We start from the raw sequence: 26,747 nt of genomic DNA, 5'->3' as shown, positions 1-26,747 counted from the left end.
TGGCGCGATAGCGTCGCACGCGTGGCGGCGTGGATGACGTGGCGAACCGCGATGGAGCGGGCACTGTACGGTCCCGACGGCTTCTACCGGCGCGGCGAGCGCCCGGCGGAGCACTTCCGTACCTCGGTGCACGCCTCGCCCCGCTTCGCCGCCGCCCTGGCCCGCCTCCTGGTCGAGGTGGACGGCGCGCTCGGCCACCCGGCCCGGCTCGATCTGGTGGACGTCGGCGCGGGCGGCGGCGGGCTGCTGGCCAACATCACCGCCAACGTCCCGCCCGGCCTGGCCGGACGGCTCGTGCTCACCGCCGTGGAGATCGCCCCGCCGCCGGCCGGGACCCCCGACCGGATCCGCTGGCTGAGCCGGCCGCCCGACGCGATCACCGGCCTGGTCATCGCGAACGAATGGCTCGACAACGTGCCGCTCGACGTGGTCGAGCAGACCCCGGACGGCCCCCGTACCGTGCTGGTCGACCCCGCGACCGGCGCCGAGCGCCCCGGCCCGCCGCCGACCGGCGAGGACGCCGGCTGGATGGAGCGCTGGTGGCCGCTGCGCGAGCCGGGCGAGCGCGCCGAGGTCGGCCATCCCCGCTGCGCCGCCTGGGCCTCGGTCCTGGAACGGCTCGATCGCGGGCTCGCCGTGGCGATGGACTACTCGCACTCGCGCGGCGCCCGTCCCGTGTACGGCTCGCTGGCCGGCTACCGGGACGGCGCCACCGTACCCGCCGTACCGGACGGGTCCTGCGACGTGACCGCGCACGTCGCCCTGGACGCCTGCACGCGCGCCGGCGAGGACGCCGGGGCCGACGCCACCCTCCTCACCACCCAGCGCGAGGCCCTGCGATCACTCGGCCTCACCGGCGAGCGGCCCCCGGCCGCCCTGGCCGGCCAGGACCCGCGCGGCTACGTCGCCGCCCTCTGCGCCGCCGGCGAGGAGGCCGAGCTGATCGACCCGTCCGGACTGGGCGGCTTCGGCTGGCTCGCCCAGGCCGCCGGTATCCCGCTGCCGCCGTCCCTCGCTCAGATCTCGACCTGAAGCTCCCGGAGCCCGCGCAGCACGAAACCGGGCTTCCACTCCGGCTCCTTGACCAGGCGCATGCCGGGCGCCAGCCGCAGCAGCGCCCCGTACGACTCGGCCAGCTCGATCCGGGCCAGCGGCGCGCCCAGGCAGTAGTGAATGCCCAGCCCGAACGTGATGTGCGGATTGGGATCGCGGCCCAGATCCAGGCGATCCGGGTCGGCGAAGACCTCCGGATCCCGGTTGGCGGACGCGAACTGCAGCGCCACCTCGGCCCCGCGCGGGATGGCCACGCCCTCGATCTCGATGTCCTCCAGGACCCAGCGCTCGAACATCGGCGCCGGGGTGTCGTACCGCATCAGCTCCTCGGCCGCCAGCGGCACCAGCGCATGATCACCGCGCAGCCGGGCCAGCTCGCCCGGATTCCGGAACAGCGACCACCACCCGTTGCCGGTCGCGTTCACGGTCGCCTCGTGCCCGGCGTTCAGCAGCAGGACGCAGGTCCCGATCAGCTCGTCCTCGGTCAGCCGGTCGCCGCCCTCGTCCACCACCTGCGCCAGCGCGCTGATCAGGTCCTCGCGCGGCGACTCCCGCCTGGAACGTGCCAGCCCGCGAAGGTAATCGGAGAACTCCACCGCCGCCCGCACCGCCGCCCGCTGCGCCTCCTCGGACGGGTTCAGCTCGTACATCCCGCAGATATCGCCCGACCAGGGCCGCAGCAGCCCCCGGTCCTCGACCGGTACGCCGAGCATCTCGGCGATCACGTTCACCGGCAGCGGCTCGGCCACCTCCGCCAGCAGATCGCCACCGCCCCGTTCCGCCAGGCCGCCCGCCAGTTCCTCCGCCAGCCCGCGGATCATCGGCCGCAGCCCCTCGACCATCCGCGCGGTGAACGCCCGCGACACCAGCCGCCGCAGCCGCGTGTGCACCGGCGGCTCCACGTCCAGCATCCCGGCCCGGACCAGCCCCCAGAACGGCGCCAGGAACTCCGCCTCCGGCGGCTGCCCGAACCCCTCATGGTCCGCCACATGCAGGTACGACCGCCCGAGCCGCCGATCCCGCAACAGCGCGTCCACGTCCGCGTACCGCGAGATCACCCACTGCCCGGTCGCCTCATCAAAGAACACGGGCCGCTCCACCCGCAGCCCCGCGAAAGCGGGATAGGGATCCGCGACGAACTCAGGAGACCAGGGGTCATAACCCAGAACACTCATACAAGGACGGTATCCCCGCAGGCACATCCAAAGGGAGCCGCAGGGGCCGCCCTCTAAAGGGAGCCGTAGGGGGCGCGCCGCCGCCTGGACTGACGAATGCAGGAAGCGAGGAACGAGCGACCGAAGTGAGGAGGGAAGGCGGTGGCTAAGGCGCCGCCGAAGGCGATCGGATCACACAGCCCAGCGGCCTGGGTCTTTGGACGTACGGCGGGCGGCCAGGGCTCGGTGGGCTGTGGATTCTACGATGGCGCGGGCCTCGCCCAGGTCGCGGTCGGCGGCGGCCACCTGGACGGGGCCGGGCGGGGCGTCGACGCGTACGGTCGCCAGGCCGAGCATGCGCTGCAGCGGGTTGACGGTCATCCGGACGCTCTGGGCGCGGGCGTGGGCGATCACGTCCGTGCGGCGGCAGAGCCAGCCGCGGCGGGTCACGAAGGCCACGTCGTCGGTGCCGGCGCCGTCCGCGCGTTCCAGGGCGATCGAACGGGACGAGGCGGGCAGCATGGGCACGGAGTCGACGCTGGTCCCGGGGAAGATCAGCGAGACCATGTGGACGACCACCGGACGGGGTGCCAGCGGGAGCAGGATGGACGAGAGCGCCTGGCGTTCGCCGGCGTACCCGGCGACGGTGACGTCCAGGCGGGCCCAGCCGAACGGGCGCCACAGGAACGGTTCCACGATGCCGACCGCCTGGACACGGCCCGGCGGCAGGGTCTGCATCCGGGTCTCCAGCAGGCCGTACCGCAGCCGCACGCCGTCGGGGGACAGCGCGACGGAGTGGTTGACGTACATCACCAGCGGCGCGATCACGGCCCGGATCAGGCCGAGCAGGAGCAGGATCAGCACCACCAGCATCCCGCCCTCCAGGAAGAGGAACAGGAAGATGATCGAGGCGAGGAACGCCAGCGCGGTGCCCAGGACCGGCAGTTTGAGCACCAGGGAGCCGAACAGGGCGCCGAACGGGGTCCGCCACATGGGACGTTCGGGCGCTTCGGGGGTGTGGCCGGGCAGTCCGGCGGCGCGGGCGAGGAGTTCGGCGCGGAGTTGCTGGGCCGTGCGGCGGCCCAGGTAGCGCAGCGCGATCTCGCTCTGCGCGCCGCCCGCGAGTTCGACGCGTACCTCGGCCAGGGCGAACATCCGCGTCACCAGCGGGCGGACCACGTCGATGGCCTGGATGCGCGACAGCGGCAGGCGGCGCTTGCGCTTGCTCAGCAGCCCGGTCTCCACGACCAGGTCGTCGCCGTCGATCCGGAAGCGCAGCGCCAGCCAGCCCCACAGCCCCGCGACCACGGCGATGGACCCGGCGACGGCGGTGACGATCATGAACCTGAGGAGTACCTCGGGCGTCAGGATCAGCGCGATGCCCTCCTCGGTCTGCGTGAGCAGGAGCGGGAAGCCCAGCAGGACGAAGTAGATGATGAGGATGAGGAACGCGCGCAGCGGCGCCGTCGCCCAGTGCAGGCGGTGGCTTCCCTCGGAGAACCGCACCGGAGGCGGCTCGGGCCGGTAGCCGCCGGGCGGGGCACCGTAGCCGTACGGCGGCTGCCCCGGTCGCTGCGGCGGGCCATAGGGACCGTAGGGCGGGCGCGGCGGACCGTAGCCGGGAGGCGGCGGCCGTCCATAGGGCGGCTGCCCTGGCGGCTGCTGGTTGTACGGAGGGCGCGGCCCTTGGGGCGGGTAGCCCCCGGGCGGCGGACCGTACGGGCCGCTCACAGGCCCATGCTCCGTTCCTCGCCCTTCTGCGCGAGGCGGTCGCGCAGCTGGGCGGCTTCGGCCGAGGGCAGCCCGGGGATCTGGGCGTCGGTCGCCGCGGCGGCGGTGTGCATGCGCACGGTGGCGATGCCCATCCAGCGCTCCAGGAGGTTCGCGGTGACGTCCACGAACTGCATCCGCCCGTACGGGACGACGATCAGCCGCTTGACGAAGACGCCCTGCATGACGATGAGGTCGTCGCCGCGCTCGGCGTAGCCGTACGAGCGGTACGCCAGCTCGGCCACGATCCAGGCGAGGACGACCGCGAGCAGGATGGCGGCGGCCCAGAGGATCATCGCGAGCGTCCCGCCGCCGCGGAACACCACCAGGGCACCGATCAGGCCCACGGGTACGGCGGTCAGCAGGACCGAGATGCGGCGCTGCCACGTGAAGCGCTTGGAGATGTGCGCCCAGGAGCGCCCTTCCCCGAGCGCGAAGGCCTTGTCCGCCGGGTATCCCGGCCGGGCGTCCACGGCGGCGTGCGCCTGCTGGTACCCAGGCGGCGGGGTGTCCACAGGGGCGTGCGGCTGCTGCGGGGGCTGCCCAGGCTGTTGCGGAGGCTGCCCAGGCTGCGCGAACCCCGGCTGCTGCGGCGGTGGCTGCGCGAAGCCCGGCTGCGGCTGCTGCGGCGGCTGTTGCTCGTGGCCTGGGTTCATTTCGCTCCGGCGTGCCGGAGCGGGCGCCCGCTCAGCGGCGTCGATCGGCTCACTCGTACTGGACTCATCCCCTGCTCTCAACGTCACCTGCCGGATCACCCGGCCGCGGGCGACCTGCCCGCACGATACCCGCCCCCTTATCGGCCAGCGTTCCCCGATTCCAGGACCAGTCAACAGGAAACGGGCCGCGTACCGCGAGCCCTGAGCATGGCACGATGTCAGACGTGACGCGTTGGGAGCCGGCCGAGCCGGACGGGACACGAGTATGACCACGGAGCGGATCGTCGGGATCGGCGCCGGGGCCAGTGAGCTCGCCTCCGAGGACATGGTCCTGAACATCGGCCCGCAGCATCCGTCCACGCACGGCGTGCTGCGGCTGCGGCTGCGCCTGGACGGCGAGCGGATCTCGGCGGCCGAGCCGATCATCGGCTACATGCACCGGGGCGCCGAGAAGCTGTTCGAGGTCCGCGACTTCCGGCAGATCATCGTGCTGGCCAACCGGCACGACTGGCTGTCGGCGTTCTCCAACGAGCTCGGCGTGGTGCTGGCCGTCGAGCGGATGCTCGGCATGGAGGTCCCGCCCCGGGCCGTCTGGACGCGCACCCTGCTCGCCGAGCTCAACCGGGTGCTCAACCACCTGATGTTCCTCGGCTCCTACCCGCTGGAGATGGGCGCGATCACGCCGGTCTTCTACGCGTTCCGCGAGCGCGAGTCGCTGCAGCGGGTGATGGAGGAGATCTCCGGCGGCCGGATGCACTACATGTTCAACCGGGTCGGCGGGCTCAAGGAGGAGCCGCCGGCCGGCTGGCGCGAGCGCACCAGGCGGGCCGTCGCCGACGTACGGGCCGGCGCCGCCGACATCGACAAGCTCATCATGGGGAACGAGATCTTCCGGGCCCGCACCCGAGGGGTCGGCGTGCTCACCCGCGAGCAGATCCTGCAGTACGGGGTGTCGGGGCCCATCGCGCGCGCCTCGGGCGTCGACTTCGACCTCCGGCGCGACGAGCCGTACCTGGCCTACGGCGAGCTGGACACGCGCGTCGTCACCCGGACCGAGGGCGACTGCCTGGCCCGCTTCGAGTGCCTCCTCGACCAGGTGCACGCCTCCCTCGACCTGGCCGACGCCTGCCTGGACCGGCTGGCCGAGCTGCCGCCCGGGCCGATCAACCAGCGGCTCCCCAAGGTCCTCAAGGTCCCCGAGGGGCACACCTACGCCTGGGCCGAGAACCCGCTCGGCATCAACGGCTACTACCTGGTGTCGCGCGGCGAGAAGACGCCCTGGCGGCTGAAGCTGCGCTCCGCCTCGTACAACAACGTCCAGGTGCTGGCGGAACTGCTGCCGGGCAACCTGGTCGCCGACATGATCGCCATCCTGGGCTCGATGTTCTTCGTCGTCGGCGACATCGACAAGTAGGCCCGGACAGCAGGCCAGGTCAGCAGGCTCGGACAGCAGGCCCCGCGTGAGTACCGCCGTCAGGCGCGGGAACGGCCCCGGTCGCGGGCCTCGTCCTCCGGGTCCTTGGGGACGCGGCACGCGAACTCCAGGAAGTACGCCGCCCCCACCAGTGCCACCGCGGCCAGGAACGTACCGAGGCTGACGAAGAAGTCGTCGCGCGGAGTCTGCTTGTCGAGCGAGTCGGCCAGCCCCAGCGCGAACCCGGCGAACACGCCGGCCAGCACCGCGGCGGCATGCGCGCTCGCCTTCGCGAGCGCCGCCATCCGCGCCACGACCAGCGGCTCCACCGGCCTGGTCCCTTCCTTGCGGCGGATCCGCCGCAAGGTGTTCCAGCCGGTGAACGCCTCGCCCAGGGCGAGCAGCAGCAGGGTCGGCACCGCCGTCCAGGGCAGCGGCGGCAGCGACACATAGGCCGTGTCCAGCACCGCCCAGGTGATCAGTGCGAGCACGACCACCAGGGCGACGAGGAACGTCGGACGCGAGGGCTTCACGCTGTGTCCCCCGCTCGCCTACGGGGCGCCTTCAGGCAGCGCCTTCCCTCGTCGCTCTGGTCGCTGCGCTCCCGCCGCTCCTCAGTCCAGGCGCCGCCGCGCCCCTCCGGCTCGCTCACGCTGGGGGCTGGAGGCTCAGATCGTCGCGGCGGCGCAGTGCGGGCCCGCCCGACTCGGCGGCACGGGACGCGGCGAGATCGCCTACCCGGCCGTGCCCGGCCAGCAGCACGTCCGGCTCGATGTCGGCCCACGGCACCAGCACGAAGGCGCGCTCGTGCGCGCGCGGGTGCGGCAGCGTGAGGTCGGGGTCGTCGGACGTGACGTTCCCGAACACGACGATGTCGATGTCGAGGGTGCGCGGGCCCCAGCGGACCTCGCGGACCCGCTGCATCGAGTTCTCGATGTTGAGGACCCGTTCCAGCAGGTTCTCCGGGGGCAGCCGCGTGTCGGCGACCAGCACGATGTTGAGGAAGTCGCCCTGCTCGGGGATGTCCTGGCCCGGCGGAGCGAACGCGGGGCTCTCGTACACCGGGGACAGCGCCACGAAGGAGAGCCCGGGCGCGTCGAACAGCGCGTCGACGGCCTCCTGGATGTTGTCGAGTCGATCGCCGAGGTTGCTGCCGAGCGAGAACACGACACGGTGCGCCACCAGCATGTGGCCACCGGTCGCGGTGCGGTCGGGCATGCGATCGGACGCTGTCATTGGCGACTCCTCCTGATCCTCACGGCCACGTCCGTGAAGGGGTGCGGCACCGGGGCGCCGGGTTTGTGGACGGTGACCTCGGCCTCCATCACCGCCGTGTCATGCAGGCAGACCGCGGCGAGCCGGTCCGCCAGTGTCTCGATGAGGTTGACGGGCTCCCCCTCGACGACGGCGACCAGCCGGCTCGCGAGCGATCCATAGTCGACCGTACGCGACAGGTCATCACCGGCCGCCGCCGGACCGGTGTCGAGGCCGAGCGAGACGTCCACCACGAACTCCTGGCCCAGCTCGCGTTCGGCGGGCAGCACTCCGTGCCGCCCCCGGGCGCGCAGCCCGCGCAGCTCTATGCGGTCGAGAGTCATTCTTCCTCTGTGCCGTTCAGGATGGGAGACCCATGGTGCAGCAAAAGCCGCCACTCACCGTTGGATCGTACGAACACGTTGGTCGACACGATGCTTCCACCGGCCAGGAAGCCCGACTCGGTGCCCTCATCGGCGGTGAGGATGTTCTCGTTACAGGTGATCACGGCCTGGTCGCCGTAGACGTCGGTCTCGACGTCGGTGAGCACGAACTGGATATAGCCGGTGTTCGCCATGATCAGCGCCCAGGAGCGCAGCACCTCCTCCCGGCCGCGCAGCAGCGACCAGCCGGGATGCACGCAGCTGACGCCGGCGGCGTACGGGCCGTCCGCCCAGACGGCGCCCATCCGGTCGAGGTCGCCGTCCTCGAACGCGGCGTAGAACTCGGCGTTGACCTCTTCGAGCCGGGCCCGGTCGACGGCGTTGCTCATCGGCCGGCCCCCTCGCGGTGGTCCCGTTCACCGTCGGCGCGGGCCCCGATGACGGCCGTGACGCGTTCGCCCGGCGCGGGCCCCGGAGTGATGTGCGCGGACGTGCGCGAGCCTTGATCTGCGGCCGGTACGGCGCGTCCGGCGGCATGGGACCGGCCGTCGCCCTCCGGGCCGCTCCCGGCGGCTCGGACGGCCTCAGCGACCCGTACGGCGTCGGCGTTGGCCGGTACGCGATGCACCCGTACGCACCAGGCGCCGGCCGCGGCGGCTATCGCCGAGACGGCCACGGTCGCGTCGTCGCTGTCGGAGAACGGGCGCGGCACGCCGTCCGGACCGGCCAGCAGCTTGCCCAGGAAGCGCTTGCGGGACGCCCCTACGAGGACCGGATGGCCCGTGGCCGTCAGCGCGTCCAGATGAGCCAGCAGGGACCAGTTGTGCCCCGCCTCGGGGCTCTTGGAGAAGCCCAGCCCCGGATCCAGAACGATCATCGACGGGTCGACACCCTCGGCGAGGACCGCGTCGACCCGGTGCAGCAGCTCGTCGCGGACCTCACGGACCACGTCGGCGTACACGGCCCGGGACTGCATGTCGTGGCTGTGCCCGCGCCAGTGCATGACCACGTACGGCACCCCGGCCGCGGCCACCGCACGGGGCATGTCAGGGTCGGCCAGCCCGCCGCTGACATCGTTCACCAGCCGGGCACCGGCGGTCACGGCGGCGGCGGCCACCTCGGCGCGCATGGTGTCGATGCTGATCGGCACGCCGCCCGCGGCGAGCGCCTCGATCACCGGGACGACCCGGCGCAGCTCCTCCTCCTGGGAGACGCGCTGCGCGCCCGGACGGGTGGACTCACCGCCCACGTCGACGATGTCGGCGCCCTCGGCGACGAGATCGAACCCGTGCCGGATCGCCTTGTCGGGGTCGAACCAGGCGCCACCGTCGGAGAACGAGTCGGGGGTCACGTTGACCACGCCCATCACGAGGCACCGCCCCGTAACGGGCAGGCCCGGAACAACGGCACCGGTCATGCCCTCAAGCCTATGCCTTGCCCGCAACCGCCTCGCGCCCCGCCCCCGAGCTTTCGATCATGGCTCGGGTACGGGGCGCGAACGGTACGGAACGCCTTCGTGACGGGGGTCTCGGCTGGAACGTGACACCCCGTGGTCAGAAGGGTCAGCCGCGGCCGAGGATGAGGCTCATCGCCTCGGCGCGGGTCTCGGCGTAGTCGCGGAAATCACCGCGGACCGCCGAGGTGATGGTCTTGGCGCCCGGCTTGCGCACCCCGCGCATGGTCATGCACAGGTGCTCGGCCTCGATCACGACGATGACGCCGCGCGGCTCCAGGATGTTCATCACCGCGTCGGCCACCTGGCTGGTCAGCCGCTCCTGGACCTGCGGCCGGCGGGCGTAGACGTCCACCAGCCGGGCCAGCTTGGACAGCCCGGTGATCTGCCCCTGCTTGTTGGGCGTGTAGCCCACATGGGCCAGACCGTGGAAGGGGACCAGATGGTGTTCGCAGGTCGAATAGACCTCGATGTCCTTGACGAGGACCATCTCGTCGTGATCGGCCTCGAACACCTTGTTGAGGGCGTCCTGGGGGGTCTGGCGCAGGCCGACGAACTGCTCGGCGTACGCGCGGGCGACCCGTCCAGGGGTGTCGCGGAGCCCGTCGCGCTCGGGATCCTCCCCGATCGCGAACAGGATCTCGCGCACCGCCCGTTCGATCCGGGCGTGGTCGAATACGGGGCCCGCGGGCAGGACCTCCTCGGGGTCCTGCTCCGCGGGCGCCTCGTCATGCGGGATGGCCAAAGCGATCAGCTTTCGCCACGGGACGGATCGGCCTGCTCGGGAGCGGCCGCCCCCTGCCCGTTGTTCTTGGTCAGGTCGGCGACGTCCTGCGGGCCCATCAGGGCCAGCTCCTTGGGCGTCAGCACCGGCGGCCGGTCGGACGGCAGCCGCTTGCCGTAGCCCGTGTAGGACTTCTGCAGCGGCCGCTTGGTGATCGGCGCGAACACCTCGACGACCTGGTCCTTGGACAGGGTCTCCTTGTCCATGAGCTGGAGCACCAGCTCATCCAGCACCTCGCGGTACTCGACCAGGATCTCCCAGGCGGTGTCGTGGGCGCCCTCGATGTAGCGGCGCACCTCGTCATCGATCGCGGAGGCGATGTCCTCGGAGTAGTCGCGCTCGTGGCCCATGTCGCGGCCGAGGAAGACCTCGCCCTGACCCGTACCGAACTTGCGCGCGCCGAGCCGCTCGCTCATGCCGAACTCGGTCACCATGTTGCGGGCGATCGAGGTGGCCTTCTCGATGTCGTTGGCCGCGCCGGTGGTGGGCTCGTGGAAGACCAGCTCCTCGGCGGTACGCCCGCCCAGCAGCATGGCCAACTGGTCGCTCATCTCCGACCGGGTGGTCAGGAACTTGTCCTCCATCGGCAGGGTCATGGTGTAACCCAGGGCCCGGCCGCGAGGCAGGATCGTCACCTTGTGCACGGGGTCGGAGTTCGGCAGCGCGTGCGCCACCAGCGCGTGCCCGCCCTCGTGGTAGGCGATGATCTTCTTTTCCTTCTCCGACATCACCCGGGTCTTGCGTTCCGGCCCGGCCATGACGCGGTCGATGGACTCCTCGAGGGTGTCCATGCTGATCAGCTTCTGGTCGAACCTGGCGGTCAGCAGCGCGGCCTCGTTGATCACGTTGGCGAGGTCGGCGCCGGTGAAGCCCGGGGTACGGCGTGCGATCACGTCGAGCTCGACGTCCGGGCCGAACGGCTTGCCGCGGCCGTGCACCCGCAGGATGCCCTTGCGGCCCTCGAGGTCGGGACGGTCCACCGTGATCTGGCGGTCGAACCGGCCCGGGCGCAGCAGCGCCGGGTCGAGGATGTCGGGTCGGTTGGTCGCCGCGATCAGGATCACGCCGCCCTTGACGTCGAAGCCGTCCATCTCGACCAGCAGCTGGTTGAGGGTCTGCTCGCGCTCGTCATGGCCGCCGCCGAGGCCCGCGCCGCGGTGCCGGCCGACGGCGTCGATCTCGTCGATGAAGATGATCGACGGGGCGTTGGTCTTGGCCTGCTCGAACAGGTCGCGCACCCGGGACGCGCCGACGCCGACGAACATCTCGACGAAGTCGGACCCGGAGATCGAGTAGAAGGGGACCCCGGCCTCGCCCGCGACCGCGCGGGCCAGCAGGGTCTTGCCGGTGCCGGGCGGGCCGTACAGCAGCACACCCTTGGGGATCTTGGCGCCGATCGCCTGGAACTTGGCCGGATTCTGCAGGAAGTCCTTGAGCTCTTCCAGCTCTTCCAGGGCCTCGTCGGCTCCGGCGACATCGGCGAAGGTGGTCTTGGGAGTGTCCTTGGTGATCAACTTGGCCTTGGACTTGCCGAAGTTCATCACCCGATTGCCGCCACCCTGCATCTGGTTCATGATGAACAGGAAGATCAGCACGATCACCACGATGGGCAGCAGGCTGAACAGCAGGTTCATCAGGACGCTCTGCTTGGGCACCTCGACGTTGTAGCCGCCGGGCAGCTTGTTGGCATTGGCCTGTTGCTGCAGTTGGTCCTGCAGGCGGAGTCCTTGGCCGTCGACCCAGGAGGCCTGTTGCAGCTTGCCGTCCTTGAGCGTGACCTCGATCCGCTGATCCTTGTCAATGATCTTGGCGGACTTCACCTGGCCGGCGGCTATCGCCGCGACGACCTTGGAAGTGTCGGTCTTCTCGTAGGAACGGCCGGGGTTGACGCCCCACATGATGAGGGCGACCAACAGGCCGAACAGCAGGATCCACAGCAGCGGCCCGCGAAAATAGCGCTTCACGTCCATTTATCCGGTTACCCCTTCGGGGCCCGTCCCTCCTGACTTGCGATTCGCCCGTCCCGAGGGACGTGCGCCACTGTGAACCGGCTCCTTGCACCGTGCGCTCCGCGCCGGGGCGCTCCGGCCGCCGTGGCGGCCTTCTGGCCTCCTGACACGGAGCCCGGTATATCGACGGTACACCGCAGGGCACAGCGGACGCAGCCATGAGCCGAGCCCCTGCTCGCCTTCGATGTACCCGCCGACGTCCCTTGCAACGATCCGGTACGTCCCGTTGTTCCCTGGCGTTCGCGTTCGCACGCTCCCACCCCTTGCCAAAAGCACCCGGCCCGCGCTAAGGGAGGACGCCGGCCGAAGGCTTCTCGAAAGGCCGAGGGCTTCTCGAAAGGTAGGTCCACGGTGGGGGGCGCCGTCAAGTGGCCGGATCAGCCGCCGTACACGTGCGGGGCCAGCGTTCCGACGAACGGCAGGTTCCGGTAGCGCTCGCCGTAGTCGAGGCCGTATCCCACGACGAACTCGTTGGGGATGTCGAAGCCGAGGTAGCGGCATTGGATCTCGGTCGTGACGGCCTCGGGCTTGCGCAGCAGCGCGCAGATCTCCAGCGACGCGGGCCCGCGCGAGCGCAGGTTGCTGACCAGCCAGGACAGCGTGAGTCCCGAGTCGATGATGTCCTCGACGATCAGCACGTGCCGGTCCAGGATGTCGGTGTCGAGGTCCTTGAGGATCCGGACCACGCCCGAGGACTTGGTCCCCGAGCCGTACGACGACACCGCCATCCAGTCCATCGAGGCGGGGGTGTGCAGCTCGCGGGCCAGATCGGCCATGATCATGACGGCGCCCTTGAGCACGCCCACCAGCAGCAGGTCCTTGCCCGCGTAGTCGGCGTCGATCTGCGCGGCCAGCTCGCGCACCTTGGCCTGCAGCGTGTCTTCGGGGATCAGTACCTTCGCCAGGTCGGCGCCCAGGTCCTTCTCGTCCACAAACCCACCCTCTTTAGCGGTTCCGGCCCGCGGATCACGCCGGGCCGAAGAGCAGCTTCCCATACCGCCGGAACGCTCTAACGCTCCCCGGCAGGTCGACGTGCCGCTGCCCGCGCCACGCCGTGACCAGCCGATCCACTTCGTCGACATGGACCGCCGCGAGGGTACCCGCGGGACTGCCGGCTTGGATCGCGGCCATCCGGAGCACCCTCGTCCGTACGGCGCGCGGCAGTCCGGCAAGGCTTTCGACATCGAGCTCGTTCGCCGTACCGAGGGCTTGGGCGTGGGCCTTGGCGGCGAGCTCGTCCAACGCGTCGGCGTCGTCGCGCAGCATCCTTCCGGTACGGGCGAGCGCGTCGGCGATCCCCGGCCCTAGGGCCTTCTCTAGGGCGGGCAGCGCCTCGTGCCGTACCCGAACGCGGGCATAGGCGGGATCGTCGTTGTGGGGGTCGTCCCAGGGCTCCAGGCCCATCGCCTCACACGCGCGCCGGGTCGTCGCCCGGTCGATCTCCAGAAGCGGCCGTACGTAGCGCACGTCCGCGCCTTGCTCAGTGGAACGCGTGGGCTCGGTGGAACGCGTGAAGGACGGCGGCATCCCGGCCAGGGAACGGGCACCGGAACCTCTGGCAAGCCCCAGCAGGACGGTCTCGGCCTGGTCATCCCGCGTGTGCCCCAGGAGGACGGCCGCCGCACGCAATCGGACGGCCGCGCCGTCCAGGGCCGCATAGCGCGCCTCACGCGCGGCGTTCTCGGGCCCGCCTCGTCCGCCGACGGTCACCGCGACCGATCCGGCCGGATCGAGGCCGAGGTCCGCGAGCGTCCGTACGACCTTGCCGGCCCGGACCTCCGAGCCTTCCTGGAGCCCGTGGTCGATCGTGACGCCCCCGGCCGGGCGGCCGTCCGGCCTCGACCGCGGCGCCTCGAAGGCGAGTGCGCCGGCGAGTGCGAGCGAGTCGGCGCCGCCGCTGCACGCCACGAGCACCATGCCGTCCGGTGGCAGCTCGGCGAGAACCCGCCGTACCGCACTCCGGACGACCGCGACCGCCGGATCAGGCCCCATGAGCCCTGGCCTGCGGCACGGCGTCGTCGTCAATCACGCGTCCATGCTGCCGCACGCGCGCGATCGCGGAAAGGTCAGGCCTCCTCGGCCTTGGGCGGGGCGTCGAGGGCGCGCTGGGTGACGACGCGCTGGATCCACACGGCCGGCTCCTTGATCTCGGCGTGGGTGGGCAGCGTCTCGGGCGACTCCCAGACCTTGTTGAAGCCGTCCATGCCGACCTCGGTGACGACCCGGCGGACGAAGCGCGAGCCCTCCGCGTACTGCTTCATCTTCAGGTCGATGCCGAGCAGCCGGCGGATCGTCTTGTCCATCCGCGAGCCGCCGTCGCGGCGGCCCTGGAACTGGGAGCGGATGTGCTGGACCGACGGGACGACCTCCGGGCCGACGGCGTCCATCACGTAGTCGCCGTGCCCCTCCACCAGCGTCATCACGGCCGTGAGCCGGTCGAGGATCTCGCGCTGCTCGGGCGACTGGATCGCGTCGATCAGGTTGCCCTCGCCGCCCCGTACGGCGTCGGCGACCGCGTCGGCGACCTCCTTGATCCGGTCGAGCATCGCGCCCGGGTCGAGGTCGGAGGCCAGCAGGAACTGGGTCATCTGGGCCTGGACGTACTCGCGCAGCCACGGCACCCCGGTGAACTGGGCGCGGTGGGTCTCCTCGTGCAGGCAGACCCAGAGCCGGAAGTCGCGCGGGTCGACGCCGAGCTCCTGCTCGACGTGGACGATGTTGGGCGCCACCAGCGTGAGCCGGCCGGTGGGGTTGCGGCCCGAGGGGTCCGGCGGGAGGAACAGCTCGTACTGGCCCAGGACGCGGGTCGCCATGTACGCCAGCAGCGCGCCGACCTGCACGCCGGTCACCCGGGAGCCGACGGCCTGCACGACCACGCCGCCGGCGCCGCCGCTCAGCGGGCCGGAGCCCTTGCGGTCCTGCATCTGCTCCATCAGCGGTTCGAGCACCACGCGGAAGCCGTCGACGTTGGCCCGGATCCAGCCGGGCCGGTCGACGATCGTCGCGGGGCCGGGATTCTCCTCCGACCGCATCCCGGTGAAGTCGCGGACATGACCCTGGGCGAGCCGGGACAGCTCGCGGAGCTGCTCCACCACCTCGCGGGCCTCGTCCTGGCCGACCTGCGGGCCCGGCTTCAGCAGCCGGGTACCGGTCTGGACGGCCAGGTTCCAGTCGATCATTGAGGCGCTCATGTACTCCACCGTACGTTCGGGTCCCGGCGCCATCAGCGCCCTGCTCGATCGTTCAACGAACAACCGTTCTGGTTATCTCCCGTACGGCGTCCGCCACACGCGGAACGGGCAATTCCGGCGGGCACGGGTCTTTGCGCGCGGCGGGTACCCGCGGTCAGCAGCCGCAGGAGGCGACGGCGGCGGCGAGCCCGTCCAGCTTGGCGGGATCGACCTGGCCCTTGCCGTCGCCCGCCATGAACGCGAAGGCCAGCAGCCGCCCGTCGGCGTCGTAGGCCAGCCCGGCGAGCGTGCTGACCCCGGCGAGCGTCCCGGTCTTGGCCCGGACGACACCGGCTCCCGCCTGGCTGGACGGGCCGGTGTAGCGGGGCGCGTCGAGCGTTCCGGAGAAGCCGGCCACCGGCATCCCGGTGATCGCCGCGCGCAGGCCGGGGTGGTCGGCCGAGGCGGCGACCGCGATCACCGCGGCGAGCGCGGCGGGGGTGATCCGGTTGGCGGTCGACAGGCCGCTGCCGTCGTTGACCAGGATCCCGCCGCGGACGCCGAGCCCGGCCAGGACCTGCATGACCGACTGGGACGCGACGGCGAACGAGGCGGGCCGGCCCAGCTTGATCGCGACCTGCCGGGCCATCGCCTCGGCCACGTCGTTGTCGCTCCGGGTCATCAGGTGCTCGACCATCTCCGCGGCCGTGGGCGACTGGATCGCGCCCAGTCGCGCGGCCCCCTTCGGCGCGGTGACCTGGCGTCCCGCCTTGGCCTTCACGCCGTTGCGCGTCAGCAGGCGGGCGAACGTGGCGGTCGCCGAGGCCGGCGGGTTCGCGACCCGGGAGTTCACCGTGGGGTCGCCGGGCCTGACCCGTCCCTCGTCCACGGTCAGCGCGGAGACGGGCGCGACCTCGCCGTCGGGCAGGTAGTTGGGCTTCCAGCCGGCGGCCGTACGGGGGCCCTGGTACGCGGAGACGTCGTAGTCGACGCGCACCTGGCGTACGCCGGCGGCCTTCAGCGCGGTCGCGGTCTGCCGGGCCAGATCGGGCAGGGAGGCGTACACGGGACGTTCACCGGGCGTACCGGAGCCCGCCCGGGCCGGTGCCTGCGCGGTCACGGTAGGATCCCCGCTTCCGACCAACACCACACCGCCATCCCCGGACCTGACCGTCCTGGTGGTGATCCGGTGCGCGGGACCCAGCGTGGCCAGGGCCGCCACCGAGGTGATCAGCTTGGTGGTGGAGGCCGGGGTCGCGGGACGGTCGGCGTCCGCGGCGAAGAGCGTGCGCCGGGTCTCGACATCGGTCACGACCGCGCCGATCTTGGTGCCCGCCCCCCGTACCAGCGGGGTCAGCCGGCTCGCCAGCGCGCCGGGGTCGGGAACGCGGGCGTCCGCGCCGTAAGGGGCGGTGCCCGCCGCGGCGGTACGTACCGGCACCCGGTCGGCGACGGACGGGGGCTGCGGCGACAGATGGCGCTCGGGTGTGAGTTTCGCCACTGCCACACCGGCGGAGGCGGCGAAGACATTGAGGAGGGACAGCGTGATCATGACGAGGGAGACCGCCCGTTTCGGCACGTGACCACCCCTCTCCCACTCAGCACTCACCAACGTGCGACATCCTTATATATGGGAACACCCACCGTGGGGGTCGGCCTCACCCGCATGGACCCCGAAAGACTATGCACTGCGACCGCGCAGGGAGCGGAGGACATCTTGGATTTCGACGTCACCATTGAGATCCCGAAGGGCCAGCGGAACAAGTACGAGGTGGACCACGAGTCCGGTCGCATCCGCCTGGACCGCATGCTCTTCACCGCGACGCAGTATCCCGCGGACTACGGATTCGTCGAGGACACCCTCGGCGAGGACGGCGACCCGCTGGACGCGCTGGTGCTGCTCCAGGAGCCGACGTTCCCCGGCTGCCTGATCCGCTGCCGCGCGGTGGGCATGTTCCGGATGACCGACGAGGCCGGCGGTGACGACAAGGTGCTGTGCGTCCCGGCGACGGACCCGCGCCAGGAGCACCTGCGCGACATCCACCACGTACCGGAGTTCGACCGGCTGGAGATCCAGCACTTCTTCGAGGTCTACAAGGACCTGGAGCCCGGCAAGTCCGTCGAGGGCGCCAGCTGGGTCGGGCGGGTCGAGGCCGAACTGGAGATCGACCGCTCCTTCAAGCGCGCCGCCGACAAGGGCGGCCACTGAGGCGGACGGCGTCCATCCCGCTCCCTGCCGTCCAGGACGGGCCGGAACACTTCCGTATGACGAGTTCGTGACGACATGTGCGCGACGACATGTGTTCGTGACGACATGGTCGTGCGGAAGTGTTTCGTTTCCTGGGCCTGTTGTTCTTCCGGTAACGCCGTGCCGCCGGTCAGCCGGCCGGGCGTACGGCACCGATGAGGCCGTTCCGCCAGATGCTGGAGACGCGGACCCGTGCCCCGGTGTACGGCGCCTCGACCATGCGGCCCTTGCCGATGAAGATGCCGACGTGGTGGATGGTCGCGGGGTTCGAGGTGTTGCGGGCGAAGAAGACCAGATCCCCCTTGCGGAGCCTGTTCAGCGGGATGCGCGGCCCCGACGTCCACTGCGTCCCCGTCCAGTGGTCGAGCCGTACGCCTGCCTTGGCCCACGCGTAGAGGGCCAGCCCCGAGCAGTCGAAGCCGTGGATACGCGAACCGTGCGCGATGCCGTAACTCGGTCCGCTCGCGTTGCCCCCACCCCATGAATATGGCGTGCCGAGCCATTTGAGCGCGGCGCGTACCACTATGGCGCCGCGCCGTACGGCAGAGACGCTCCCCCGTGGCGCGGCCTGTGTACTGCTCTCGGGGCTCTTCGGGGAACTGCTGTTGAACGACTCTTCGGCGCGACGCACCTCGGCGCGTTCCAGCGCCGCCTGACGTTCGCGCGCGACCTTGGCGGCGTGTGCGCGTGCACTGCCCAGCTGCATTTCGAGCCGCTGCTGCTGCGCGCCTATGCGCTTTACGGCCTCATGCTGCTGTTCCACCGCCGTCACGGCCGCCTGCCTGGCCTGGGACGCCCGTACAGTGGCGTCGCGGCGTTCGGCGAACGCGTCCTGTGCCTGCCGCTGGAAGAGCGCTGCGACGTTGCCGGCCGCTTCCGTCTTCTGGATGAACCCGGCCCGCTGCCGTGCCAGCGCCTCCATCATCCCGGCCCGGTCCATGAAGCCCTGGGGGCCGCCCGTACCTCCGACGACCAGGGGCAGCGACCCGCCGCCGATCCGGTACGCCTCGGCGGCGAACGCGGCCAGCTCGGCCCGGGCCTCCTCGGCCCGGCGGTCGGCCTCCGCCTGGCGGACGCGGGCCTGGACGTAGGCGTCCAGGGACCGCCGCATCATGAGGACCTCGCCGTTGTAGCGCTCGACGGCCTGGGCCGCCGTGGCGGCGAGCCGTTCGAGCTCGGCACCCGCCTGCGCCAGCCGCGCCTTGGTGCGGCCGACCTCGGCGGCCCGCTCCTGGACACGGTCCTTGCTCGCGGCGACGTCGTGCGCACTGGGCGCGGGCTCGGCCGCGCGGGCATCGTGGCAGGTGGCGGCGGCCGTCAGCGACACCAGACCCAGCGAAAGAGCGGCCAGGCGCACGGCGGCGCCGGTTGCACTCAGGAACACGGCTCCCCCTACCGCGTTACACCACACGCAAACGATCAAGTACCCAGAGTAGTCACACGCGCATCTACCCTCGCCGGTCTCCCGGCACACCGCTTGATCAAATCGCGTCGTGAGGAGCCGCCGCGATCAGGCCGTCCCGGAGGGGTCGGGGGCGGACGGATCGGGCGCGGACGCGGGCGGGGACTCCGGATCCGGGGATCCGGGCGGGGGGTCGGACGGCGCGGGCCCCGGCGTCGTAGGAGGCGGGGTCGAGGGCTCCGACGGCGGGCGTGTCGGCGTGGGTGTGGGTGTGGGCGTTGGGCTGGACGGCATCGGGTCCGGTGAGGGCTCGGGAGCCGGGCGCCAGGTGACGCGCACCTGCACGTCGCCCGGGGAGAACGCGAGCCCGCCCTCGCCCTTGGAACGAGCCGTACGGGACACCCGCACGGGAAGCCTCAGCGTCTGACCGGCCTGCAGATATCCAGATTCGGTACCGGCCCGTACCGAGCCCCAGGGCTTGACTCGCCATTCGACCGGCCCGCCGTCCGCGCGCAACTCGACCGTGCCTTCGGAAGCGTCCGCGAGGTCCAGGAACAGCGGCGAGACCGAGAGCGTCCCGTCGGCACCCGGGCGCGGCGCCTCGGTGCCGCCGTCTCCCCCTCCGCTGGGCGGCGGGGAGGGCAGCGCGGTGGGCGGGGCGGACGAGACCAGCGACCCCAGCGGGAACGTGGCGGACACGGGGAGGCTCCCGTCGCCGCCGATCGCGGGAAGGGTCGGGGACTCCTGCGGGGCCTCGCTGGGCCCCCCGCCCGGGAAGACACCGTTGGACGCCGACTGGGGCCGGCCGTGCTGGGACGCGCGGAGCTGGAGCAGTGCGGTGCCCGAGCTGATCAGGAGGGCGGTCGCCACGGCGCCCACCGCGAGCCACCCGGCGGAACGGCGCCCTCTCGCGTCCTCCGGGAGATCGGCCACCGGTCTCCGGTCGCGCCCGCTCCGTGCGGCCCGCGCCGCTCGTCCGGTCCGGCCTGTACGGCGGCGCTTGAGCCGGGGCACGCGTCCGGCATCAGCCGTTGCCCCCGGCCTCGCGGGCCGGCGGGGCTGCACCGGGAAGCCGTTCGGCGCCAGGTCCGCCACGCGGGTGGCCACGAAGAGCCGGTAGCCGATGAGGTCGGGGTCCAGGAAGGCGCTCATCACCCGTACCCGCAGCTCGGCGGGCAGATCGGCCTGCGGCAGCAGCCCGAAGACCTTGGCCGCCGAGACCGTACGGGGCCGCAGGGCCGCGCAGCCGTCGCACTCCTGGGCGTGCTCCATCAGCCGGCCGCGCAGCTCACGGTCCAGGTCGCCGCGCCGTTGCCGCAGCAGCCGCCCCCGCCCCTCGCAGCCGTACGGCCCGCGATGCGCGAGGATCTCGGCGGTCAGCGACACCTCCAGATCGGCATGGGCCTGGTCGAGCGCCGCTTGGGCGTCCTTGACGGGCAGGTCGCGGACCGCCGCCAGATCGGGGACCGACAGCTGGTGCCTGACCCGCAGTTCGAGCAGCTCGCGGCCGGCCGCGTCGAGGCCGAGCACCGCCTGCCAGGCCATCATCCGCTGGTCGACGTCGTCCTGGTCGTGGCTGGCGACGGGCAGGTCGGGCGCCTTCCGGGGGCCGGGCATCCGGCGCCCGCACTCCAGCCGGGCGACCGCGTACAGCCACGGCCCGAACCGGTCGGGGTCGCGCAGCTTGTCGACATGCGCCTCGGCCACGATGAACGTGTCCCGCAGCGCCACCTGGGCGGCGTCGCGGCAGCGCAGCTGGAACCAGCAGTACGCGTAGAGCCGGTCGGCGTAGGCGTCGTAGACGGCGGCCGCCGCGCCCGGGTCCCGGGCGGCGAGGGCCTCGACCAGGAGATGGTCATTCATGCACAGAAAACTAAAGGCTCGCTCGCCGCTTGACAGCCCATTTCACAAGTTCGAACTGACGAGTCCGCCGGGCGTGCATTCCGGTATGGGGTGTTCCCGGAACGGATCGGAGATTGTGCTATTTATCTGAGTTGTCGCACTACGTCCGTATCTCGGGGAGGTAGTTGCGGCCGCTATTAAATTACGCCTGCCATTAGGTGGATCATTCGGCATCGGCATCGACATGGGCATGAGCATCGGCATCGGCATCGGCATCGGCATGGACATCGGGCAGCATCGGGGGAAGCGCCCGTTCCGCCGCGGCCGCGATCGTCGCGACCTGCGCACTGGTAAAGATCACCGGCCGGCGCGCGATGGCTCCCGGCAGCGTCCGCGCGGCCCGCAACTCCACGCCGCCGTGCACCAGCCCGTCCCGGGGCACCCGTGCGCCGTGCACCGCGACGACGGCCTCGACCTGCAACGTGTAGTCGAGTTCGCCGGACAGCAGGTCGCCGACCGTCCCGGCAGCCCGGGAGGCGGCGCCGTGCGCGTTCCCGGCCGGTCGGCTTCCCACCCAGAGCCGGCCCTGCCCCGAACGCAGCCGGACACCCCGGCGCCAGCGCCGGCTGGCGATCGCGTAGACCCCGGTGAGCCCGATGACGAGATGATCGAGGTTGGTCGCCGGCTCGCCGGCCGCGTGCCGGCCTTGCCCATCGGGCCGGTCGGGCCGGTCGGGCCGGTCGGGCGCGAGATCGCCCGGCAGCGCCCGGTCGTGCAGGACGTGGAACGCGGCCGGATCGAGCCGGGCGAGCCGGCGGCCGGTCCGGCGCTCGGCGAGCGCGCCGCGCCGCCAGTCGGTCACCACGCCCGGACGGGCCCGCTCGTACGCCGCGAGCCCGGCGAACGCGGCCACCGCCACGGCGATCCCGGCCCACCACACGCCGATGCCCGCCGCGACGACTCCGGCCGCGCAGGCCAGAACGGCGCGTACGAGCACGCGCTCGCGGCGGTCGCGGGCGGCCAGCACGCGGTAGCGCGACCATGCGGAGTCACCGGCGCCGGACGCGCCGATACCCGTGCTCCGCACCCGAGGCCCCTCTCTGCCGCGACGCCCCTTCCGCCCCGCCGTTCCCGGCGTCCGCAGGCATAGCGTGCGCCGATGGCCCGCGCCGTTCAAGGGCTTCGCCGTACCGGGTCCGGAACGTCATTGACACTGTCATGATGACAGTGTCATCATCGGGTCCATGGAGAGCACCTGGACCATCGCGGAGCTGGCGGAGCGGGCCGTCGCGGCCCTCACCGCCGGCGAGTCCGTGCGGGTCAACGGGCGGGTGCGCGATCTGCCCAACGAGCGGCTGATCCGCTGGTACACCACGATCGGCCTGGTCGACCCGCCGCTCGGCAGGCGCGGGCGCACCGCCCTGTACGGAGCGCGGCACCTCCTCCAGATCGTCGCGGTCAAGCGCCGCCAGGCCGCCGGCCGTACCATCGCCGAGATCCAGGCCGAGCTGGCCGGGGCCACCGACACCCGCCTCGGCGAGATCGCCCGCCTCCCGGACGAGGCCGTTCCGTCACCTGCTCCACCACGGGCGGCCGCTCCGCCCCGTACCGAACGCGACCGCTTCTGGACACCCCGGCCGTCCACACCCCCGGCGCCCGCCGCACAGGCCGCACCCGAGCCGCCGACAGCCGGGCCGACCGCTGCCGCAGCACCGACCGTGCGGTCACGGGGTGCGGCGCCCCGCGCGGCCGCACCCGACAGCCGGGCCTCGCTCGTCCAAGGGGTACGGCTCGGGCCTGAGCTCACCGTGCTGCTGGACGTCCCCGCGCTGGACGCCGACGACATCGCCGCCGTCGAGACGGCCGCCCGCCCGCTCCTGGAGGAGCTGCGGCGGCGCGGCCTGACCCAGCGACCGGATCCCGACGACACCGTCCCTCCCCCGCCGATCGACATCGAGTCCGCCGAACCACCCGGGAGGTCCCAGTGACCATGCACATCGCCCCTCTTCCCGAGACCGCGGCACCGCCGGCCCCCGACGAGGGCGGGCTGGGCGCGCTGACCACCGGCCGGGGCAACCTGCCGCTCGACAGCGTCGGCGTCCGCGCGACCATCAGCGGCCTGGCCGCCGCGATCGAGGTCGAGCAGGGCTTCCGCAACCCGTACGACGAGCCGCTCGAGGCCACCTACATCTTCCCGCTGCCCGACCGCGCCGCCGTGACCGCGCTGCGGATGGAGGCGGCGGACCGGGTGATCGACGGCGTGCTGAAGGAGCGCGGCCAGGCGCGGCAGGACTACGACACCGCCATCGCCGCCGGTCAGCGCGCCGCGATCGCCGAGGAGGACCGTCCCGACGTCTTCAGCATGCGGGTCGGCAACATCCTGCCCGGCGAGCGCGTGACGATCCGGCTCACGCTGAACCAGCCGCTGCCGTACGAGCAGGACACCTCCGGCGAGGCTCCCGGGGAGGCCACGTTCCGGTTCCCGCTGGTCGTGGCGCCGCGCTACATCCCCGGCGCCCAGATCGAGGACGAGCCGGCGGGGCCGGGCGTCGTCCCCGACACCGACGCGGTGCCGGACGCCTCCCGGATCAGCCCGCCGGTGCTGCTGCCCGGCTTCCCCGATCCGGTACGGCTGTCGATCGCCGTGGACATCGATCCGGCGGGGCTGGAGCTCACCGGTGTACGTTCGGCGCTCCATGTCGTGGCCGAGGACGGCGGCCCGGGCGGCCGCACCACGATCCGGCTGCACCCGGGCGAGCGGCTGAACCGCGACTTCATCCTGCGGCTGGCCTACGCCTCGCCGGACGCGCCCGCGCTCGCGCTCAGCCCGGACGCGGAAGGCACGGAAGGCGCGGAAGGCGGGGAGGGCACGTTCACGCTGACCCTGCTGCCCTCCGAGCGGAGCCGGCCGGCGCCGCGCGACGTCGTGCTGATCCTGGACCGTTCGGGCAGCATGCACGGCTGGAAGATGATCGCGGCGCGGCGGGCGGCCGGGCGGATCGTCGACACCCTCACCACCGCCGACCGGTTCGCGGTGCTGTCGTTCGACAACGTCGTGGAGCGCCCGCGCGGTCTCGGACCCGGCCTGGCCGACGGCACCGACCGCAACCGGTTCCGCGCGGTCGAGCATCTGGCGGGGCTGGACGCCCGGGGCGGCACCGAGATGCTCGGCCCGCTCGAGGAGGCGTGCGGCCTGCTGTCGGACGGCGGGCGCGACCGGGTGCTCGTACTGATCACCGACGGCCAGATCGGCAACGAGGACCAGATCCTCAGCCGGCTGCGCAGCCGGCTGAACGGCGTCCGCGTGCACACGGTCGGCATCGACCGGGCCGTGAACGCCGGGTTCCTGAACCGCCTGGCCGAGGCCGGGCGGGGCCGGTGCGAGCTGGTCGAGTCCGAGGACCGGCTGGACGAGGCGATGGAGGGCATCCACCACCGCATCGGATCGCCGCTGGTCACCGGCCTGCGGGTGGAGGCGGCCGGCGGGCTGGAGATCGTTCCGGACTCGGTGGCGCCGCGCCGTATCGGCGCGCTGTACCCGGGCGTTCCGCTGGTGGTGTCCGGCCGCTTCCGTGGCGCGCCGTCCGGGAGCGTCGTCGTACGGGGCACCACGCCGGACGGCTCGGCCTGGGAACGGCGCGCCGACGGCACGGAGACCAAGGCCCCCGCCGCGGGCGCGATCTGGGCCCGCGCGCACCTGCGGGACCTGGAGGACCGGTACGTCACGGGCGGGCCGGACGATCTCGAGAAGCGGATCATCGACACCTCGCTGCGCTTCAGCGTCCTGTGCCGTTTCACCGCTTTCGTGGCGGTGGACAGCCGGGTCGTCACCGAGGGCGGGCAACCGCACCGGGTCGTACAGCCGGTCGAGTCCCCCGAAGGCTGGGGCTCCGCACCCGCCGCCGCCCCGATGGCCGCGCCCATGGTGGCCCGGGCGTCCGCGATGCCGCTGCCCTCGGCCCCCACCGGAGCGCCGCCCTCGTACGGCAGCTTCGGTGCGGCACCGCCCGCCCCACCCGCTCCCGGCGGGGCCATGGCGGTCGGCGCGCCCCCGAGCGATGACCTCGATGCCCCGGACTTCCTCGGCGAAGGCCCTCGTTCCGCGCCGCCGGCGCGGGGCAGCGCACGCGGCGCCGGTTCCGGCGGGCATCCGCGCAGGGTACGGCCGAACGCGCCGAAGGCGACCGAACGCGCCCTGTCCAAGGTGCAGGCTCCGCTGCGCCGCCTGCTCACGGACCTTCGGGACGGGCCGGTCGACCGCAGGACGTACCTGACCACCACGGCGCTCACCACGCTGGACGAGGCCGTCCAGAGCCTGGAGGGCAGTGGCGTGGACAGGGCGGTCATCGCCCCGCTGCTCGAACTGGTCAGGGAACTGCGGGCCCTGAACGAGGCTCCGGAGCCGGCCAGCGCGCGCTTCGACGAGCTGTGGGAACGCGCGATCCAGGTCGTGAGCGACCTCGTGGAGCAGCCCACGGAGAACGACGCGCCCCGGCCGGCGCCCAGGCGGGCGTTCTGGAAGCGCTCCTGACCTAGGACCTGACACAGGAACGAGCGTGGGCGCCCTTCCGAATCCGGAAGGGCGCCCACCTCGTCCAGCGACAGAATCCAGCGACAGGGTCCAGCGTCAGGCGCCGATCAGGCGTCGGACGCCAGGGCGTGCTTGGCCCGGTAGCGGGTCAGCAGCGGGATGATGTTGAGCGCGAGCCCGACCACCGCGACACCCGTCACCAGGTTGACGCCGGGGAAGAACTGGCCGAAGTCCGTCCCGCCCGTACCGGTGTGCGAGCCGCCCGCGACCAGGGCCGTGACCCCGGCCAGCACCAGCGCGGCGCCGACCTGGCCCGAGGTGTTCACCAGCCCGGAGGCCAGCCCCTGCTCGTCGTCGTGGATCCCCTCGGTCGCCTGCCCCATGATCGAGCTGAACCCGAACGCGAACCCGCCGCCCAGCAGCAGCATCGTCGGCAGGATGGTGAACGCGTAGTTCGGGGTGTTTCCGGCCGTGGCCAGGAACCACACGTACCCGAGGCTGAGGGAGAGCATCGAGGCCAGGATGAGCCGCGGTGTCCCGTACCGGTCGATCAGGCGGCCGACGAACGGCGATCCGAACGCCACCAGCAGCCCGGCCGGCAGCAGGCCGAGCGCCATCTTCAGCGGCGACCAGCCGAGCACGTCCTGCAGGTAGAGGGTCATCATGAACTGGAAGCTGAGGTACGAACCGAACAGCGCGACGATGCTCAGGTTGGCGCGGACGATCGTGCCGATCCGCAGGATGCCGAGCCGGATCAGCGGGTGCTTGACGCGGTTCTCGGTGATGACGAACGCGGCCAGCAGGGCCACCGCCAGGGCGACCGAGCCCAGGGTGACCGGGTCGAGCCAGCCGCGCGCGGGAGCCGAGACGACGGTGTAGACGGCCAGCAGCATCCCGCTGGTCAGGGTGGCGGCGCCGAGCAGGTCGTGGCCGCCGCCGGCGGCGGGACGGTCCTTGGGGATCAGCGCGATGCCCGCGATCAGGGCCAGGATCGCCAGCGGCACCGGCGTCAGGAACGTCCAGCGCCAGCCGAAGCTGGTGAGCAGCCCGCCCAGGATCAGCCCGGACGAGTACCCGCTGGCGCCGAAGACGGAGAAGACCGAAAGGGCCCGGTTGCGGGCCGGTCCCTCGCGGAACGTGGTGGTCAAAATGGAAAGCGCCGTGGGGGCGGTGAACGCGGCGGCGAGCCCCTTGACGAAACGGGTGGCGATGAGCAGCGGGCCGTTGTCGACCAGCCCGCCGATCAGCGAGGCGACAGCGAAGACGGCCAGGGCGATCAGGAAGACGCGGCGGCGGCCGAGCAGGTCGGCGGTCCGGCCGCCGAGGAGCAGCAGGCCTCCGTACCCGAGCACGTAACCGTTCACGATCCACTGCAGCGACGTGGTGGAAAGGCCCAGCTCGGTTCCGATGGAGGGCAGCGCCACGCCCACCATGGACACGTCGAGTCCATCAAGGAACAGCACGGCGCACAGGACGGCCAGGACGCCCCAGAGCCGGGGCGTCCACTTCTGCTCGTCCGCCGCCGGTGGGGGCGTCGGCGAGCGGACGGCTGATGCGGGTGAGGTGTCGGTGATAGTCACGGCGGAGGACGTTACATGCACATGCATCAAATGTCCACGCACTT

At 72.1% G+C, this 26,747-nt stretch carries 22 protein-coding genes and 1 pseudogene; 5 read left to right on the top strand and 18 right to left on the bottom strand.

The genetic code is table 11. The features are described 5' to 3' along the window. The first annotated feature begins 21 nt into the window (after positions 1-21). Positions 22-1,032 (top strand): SAM-dependent methyltransferase, encoded by a 1,011-nt coding sequence (locus tag ACH34Q_RS17950; RefSeq protein ID WP_395984092.1) that lies wholly within the window; start codon positions 22-24, stop codon positions 1,030-1,032. Here the strand turns inward: ACH34Q_RS17950 and ACH34Q_RS17945 are convergent. From ACH34Q_RS17945 to ACH34Q_RS17935, 3 genes are all read right to left on the bottom strand, one after another. Then, positions 1,017-2,228: a cytochrome P450 gene (locus tag ACH34Q_RS17945; protein WP_395984091.1), complete on the bottom strand. Its 1,212-nt coding sequence runs from the start codon at positions 2,226-2,228 to the stop codon at positions 1,017-1,019. The two genes, ACH34Q_RS17950 and ACH34Q_RS17945, sit on opposite strands and share 16 nt — an antisense overlap. A gap of 171 nt (positions 2,229-2,399) precedes the next feature. Then, entirely contained in the window at positions 2,400-3,938 is a 1,539-nt protein-coding gene (locus tag ACH34Q_RS17940; protein WP_395984090.1) for a PH domain-containing protein, read from the bottom strand. Beyond that, on the bottom strand, positions 3,935-4,633 hold the full coding sequence (locus ACH34Q_RS17935; protein WP_395984089.1) for a PH domain-containing protein: 699 nt from the start codon (positions 4,631-4,633) through the stop codon (positions 3,935-3,937). The genes ACH34Q_RS17940 and ACH34Q_RS17935 overlap by 4 nt, the downstream gene beginning before the upstream one ends. 265 nt (positions 4,634-4,898) lie before the next feature. Here ACH34Q_RS17935 and ACH34Q_RS17930 point away from each other — a divergent pair, with 265 nt between their 5' ends. Further along, positions 4,899-6,047, top strand: a complete 1,149-nt coding sequence (locus tag ACH34Q_RS17930; RefSeq protein ID WP_395984088.1) for an NADH-quinone oxidoreductase subunit D — start codon at positions 4,899-4,901, stop codon at positions 6,045-6,047. Positions 6,048-6,106: 59 nt separating this feature from the next. On the opposite strand, the gene ACH34Q_RS17925 is transcribed toward ACH34Q_RS17930, so the two are convergent. The 11 genes and pseudogenes from ACH34Q_RS17925 to dacB all read right to left on the bottom strand — a co-directional run bounded on the left by ACH34Q_RS17925 (position 6,107) and on the right by dacB (position 16,679). Beyond that, positions 6,107-6,580: a DUF3180 domain-containing protein gene (locus ACH34Q_RS17925; protein ID WP_395984087.1), complete on the bottom strand. Its 474-nt coding sequence runs from the start codon at positions 6,578-6,580 to the stop codon at positions 6,107-6,109. 115 nt (positions 6,581-6,695) lie between these two features. Continuing rightward, the gene (gene folK / locus ACH34Q_RS17920; protein ID WP_395984086.1) at positions 6,696-7,283 is read right to left on the bottom strand and encodes a 2-amino-4-hydroxy-6-hydroxymethyldihydropteridine diphosphokinase; all 588 of its coding nucleotides are present in this window, start codon (positions 7,281-7,283) and stop codon (positions 6,696-6,698) included. Then, complete coding sequence (folB, locus tag ACH34Q_RS17915; protein ID WP_395984085.1) at positions 7,280-7,645, bottom strand: dihydroneopterin aldolase; 366 nt, start codon at positions 7,643-7,645, stop codon at positions 7,280-7,282. The genes folK and folB overlap by 4 nt, the downstream gene beginning before the upstream one ends. After that, positions 7,642-8,073, bottom strand: coding sequence for a nuclear transport factor 2 family protein (locus tag ACH34Q_RS17910; RefSeq protein WP_395984084.1), 432 nt, complete (start codon positions 8,071-8,073; stop codon positions 7,642-7,644). The genes folB and ACH34Q_RS17910 overlap by 4 nt, the downstream gene beginning before the upstream one ends. Before the next feature lie 161 nt (positions 8,074-8,234). After that, positions 8,235-9,050, bottom strand: a pseudogene (folP, locus tag ACH34Q_RS17905) (dihydropteroate synthase); the annotation flags it as partial. A 196-nt stretch (positions 9,051-9,246) separates the two neighbouring features. Beyond that, positions 9,247-9,876, bottom strand: a complete 630-nt coding sequence (gene folE / locus ACH34Q_RS17900) for a GTP cyclohydrolase I FolE (RefSeq protein WP_395984279.1) — start codon at positions 9,874-9,876, stop codon at positions 9,247-9,249. Positions 9,877-9,887: 11 nt separating this feature from the next. Then, positions 9,888-11,891, bottom strand: a complete 2,004-nt coding sequence (gene ftsH / locus ACH34Q_RS17895; RefSeq protein ID WP_395984083.1) for an ATP-dependent zinc metalloprotease FtsH — start codon at positions 11,889-11,891, stop codon at positions 9,888-9,890. Between the two features lie 416 nt (positions 11,892-12,307). Further along, complete coding sequence (gene hpt, locus ACH34Q_RS17890; RefSeq protein ID WP_395984082.1) at positions 12,308-12,862, bottom strand: hypoxanthine phosphoribosyltransferase; 555 nt, start codon at positions 12,860-12,862, stop codon at positions 12,308-12,310. A gap of 34 nt (positions 12,863-12,896) precedes the next feature. Next, complete coding sequence (tilS, locus tag ACH34Q_RS17885) at positions 12,897-13,922, bottom strand: tRNA lysidine(34) synthetase TilS (RefSeq protein WP_395984081.1); 1,026 nt, start codon at positions 13,920-13,922, stop codon at positions 12,897-12,899. Between the two features lie 74 nt (positions 13,923-13,996). After that, positions 13,997-15,121 carry a zinc-dependent metalloprotease gene (locus ACH34Q_RS17880; RefSeq protein WP_395984080.1) on the bottom strand — a complete coding sequence of 375 codons (1,125 nt, stop codon included), beginning with the start codon at positions 15,119-15,121 and terminating at the stop codon, positions 13,997-13,999. A gap of 154 nt (positions 15,122-15,275) precedes the next feature. After that, on the bottom strand, positions 15,276-16,679 hold the full coding sequence (dacB, locus tag ACH34Q_RS17875; protein WP_395984079.1) for a D-alanyl-D-alanine carboxypeptidase/D-alanyl-D-alanine-endopeptidase: 1,404 nt from the start codon (positions 16,677-16,679) through the stop codon (positions 15,276-15,278). 138 nt (positions 16,680-16,817) lie between these two features. On the opposite strand from dacB, the gene ACH34Q_RS17870 reads away from it, so the two are divergent. Continuing rightward, positions 16,818-17,309: an inorganic diphosphatase gene (locus ACH34Q_RS17870; RefSeq protein ID WP_395984078.1), complete on the top strand. Its 492-nt coding sequence runs from the start codon at positions 16,818-16,820 to the stop codon at positions 17,307-17,309. 169 nt (positions 17,310-17,478) lie between these two features. Here ACH34Q_RS17870 and ACH34Q_RS17865 read toward each other — a convergent pair whose 3' ends face one another. From ACH34Q_RS17865 to ACH34Q_RS17855, 3 genes are all read right to left on the bottom strand, one after another. Further along, positions 17,479-18,732 carry an NlpC/P60 family protein gene (locus ACH34Q_RS17865; protein ID WP_395984077.1) on the bottom strand — a complete coding sequence of 418 codons (1,254 nt, stop codon included), beginning with the start codon at positions 18,730-18,732 and terminating at the stop codon, positions 17,479-17,481. Positions 18,733-18,858: 126 nt separating this feature from the next. Continuing rightward, on the bottom strand, positions 18,859-20,613 hold the full coding sequence (locus ACH34Q_RS17860; RefSeq protein WP_395984076.1) for an RNA polymerase sigma factor: 1,755 nt from the start codon (positions 20,611-20,613) through the stop codon (positions 18,859-18,861). A gap of 202 nt (positions 20,614-20,815) precedes the next feature. Continuing rightward, positions 20,816-21,679, bottom strand: coding sequence for a nuclease-related domain-containing protein (locus ACH34Q_RS17855; RefSeq protein WP_395984075.1), 864 nt, complete (start codon positions 21,677-21,679; stop codon positions 20,816-20,818). Between the two features lie 157 nt (positions 21,680-21,836). On the opposite strand from ACH34Q_RS17855, the gene ACH34Q_RS17850 reads away from it, so the two are divergent. Continuing rightward, positions 21,837-22,580: a MerR family transcriptional regulator gene (locus ACH34Q_RS17850; protein WP_395984074.1), complete on the top strand. Its 744-nt coding sequence runs from the start codon at positions 21,837-21,839 to the stop codon at positions 22,578-22,580. 2 nt (positions 22,581-22,582) lie between these two features. Further along, positions 22,583-25,123, top strand: a complete 2,541-nt coding sequence (locus ACH34Q_RS17845) for a VIT domain-containing protein (protein ID WP_395984278.1) — start codon at positions 22,583-22,585, stop codon at positions 25,121-25,123. 107 nt (positions 25,124-25,230) lie between these two features. Here the strand turns inward: ACH34Q_RS17845 and ACH34Q_RS17840 are convergent, their stop codons facing one another. Then, entirely contained in the window at positions 25,231-26,730 is a 1,500-nt protein-coding gene (locus tag ACH34Q_RS17840) for an MFS transporter (RefSeq protein ID WP_395984073.1), read from the bottom strand. Positions 26,731-26,747: the final 17 nt, after the last annotated feature.

Source organism: Actinomadura sp. 9N407, from assembly GCF_044326315.1.
In the GTDB taxonomy this organism is placed as follows: Bacteria; Actinomycetota; Actinomycetes; order Streptosporangiales; family Streptosporangiaceae; genus Spirillospora.
The sequence above is the reverse complement of the archived record's forward strand: the minus strand, read 5'-3'. Positions and strand labels throughout refer to the sequence as shown.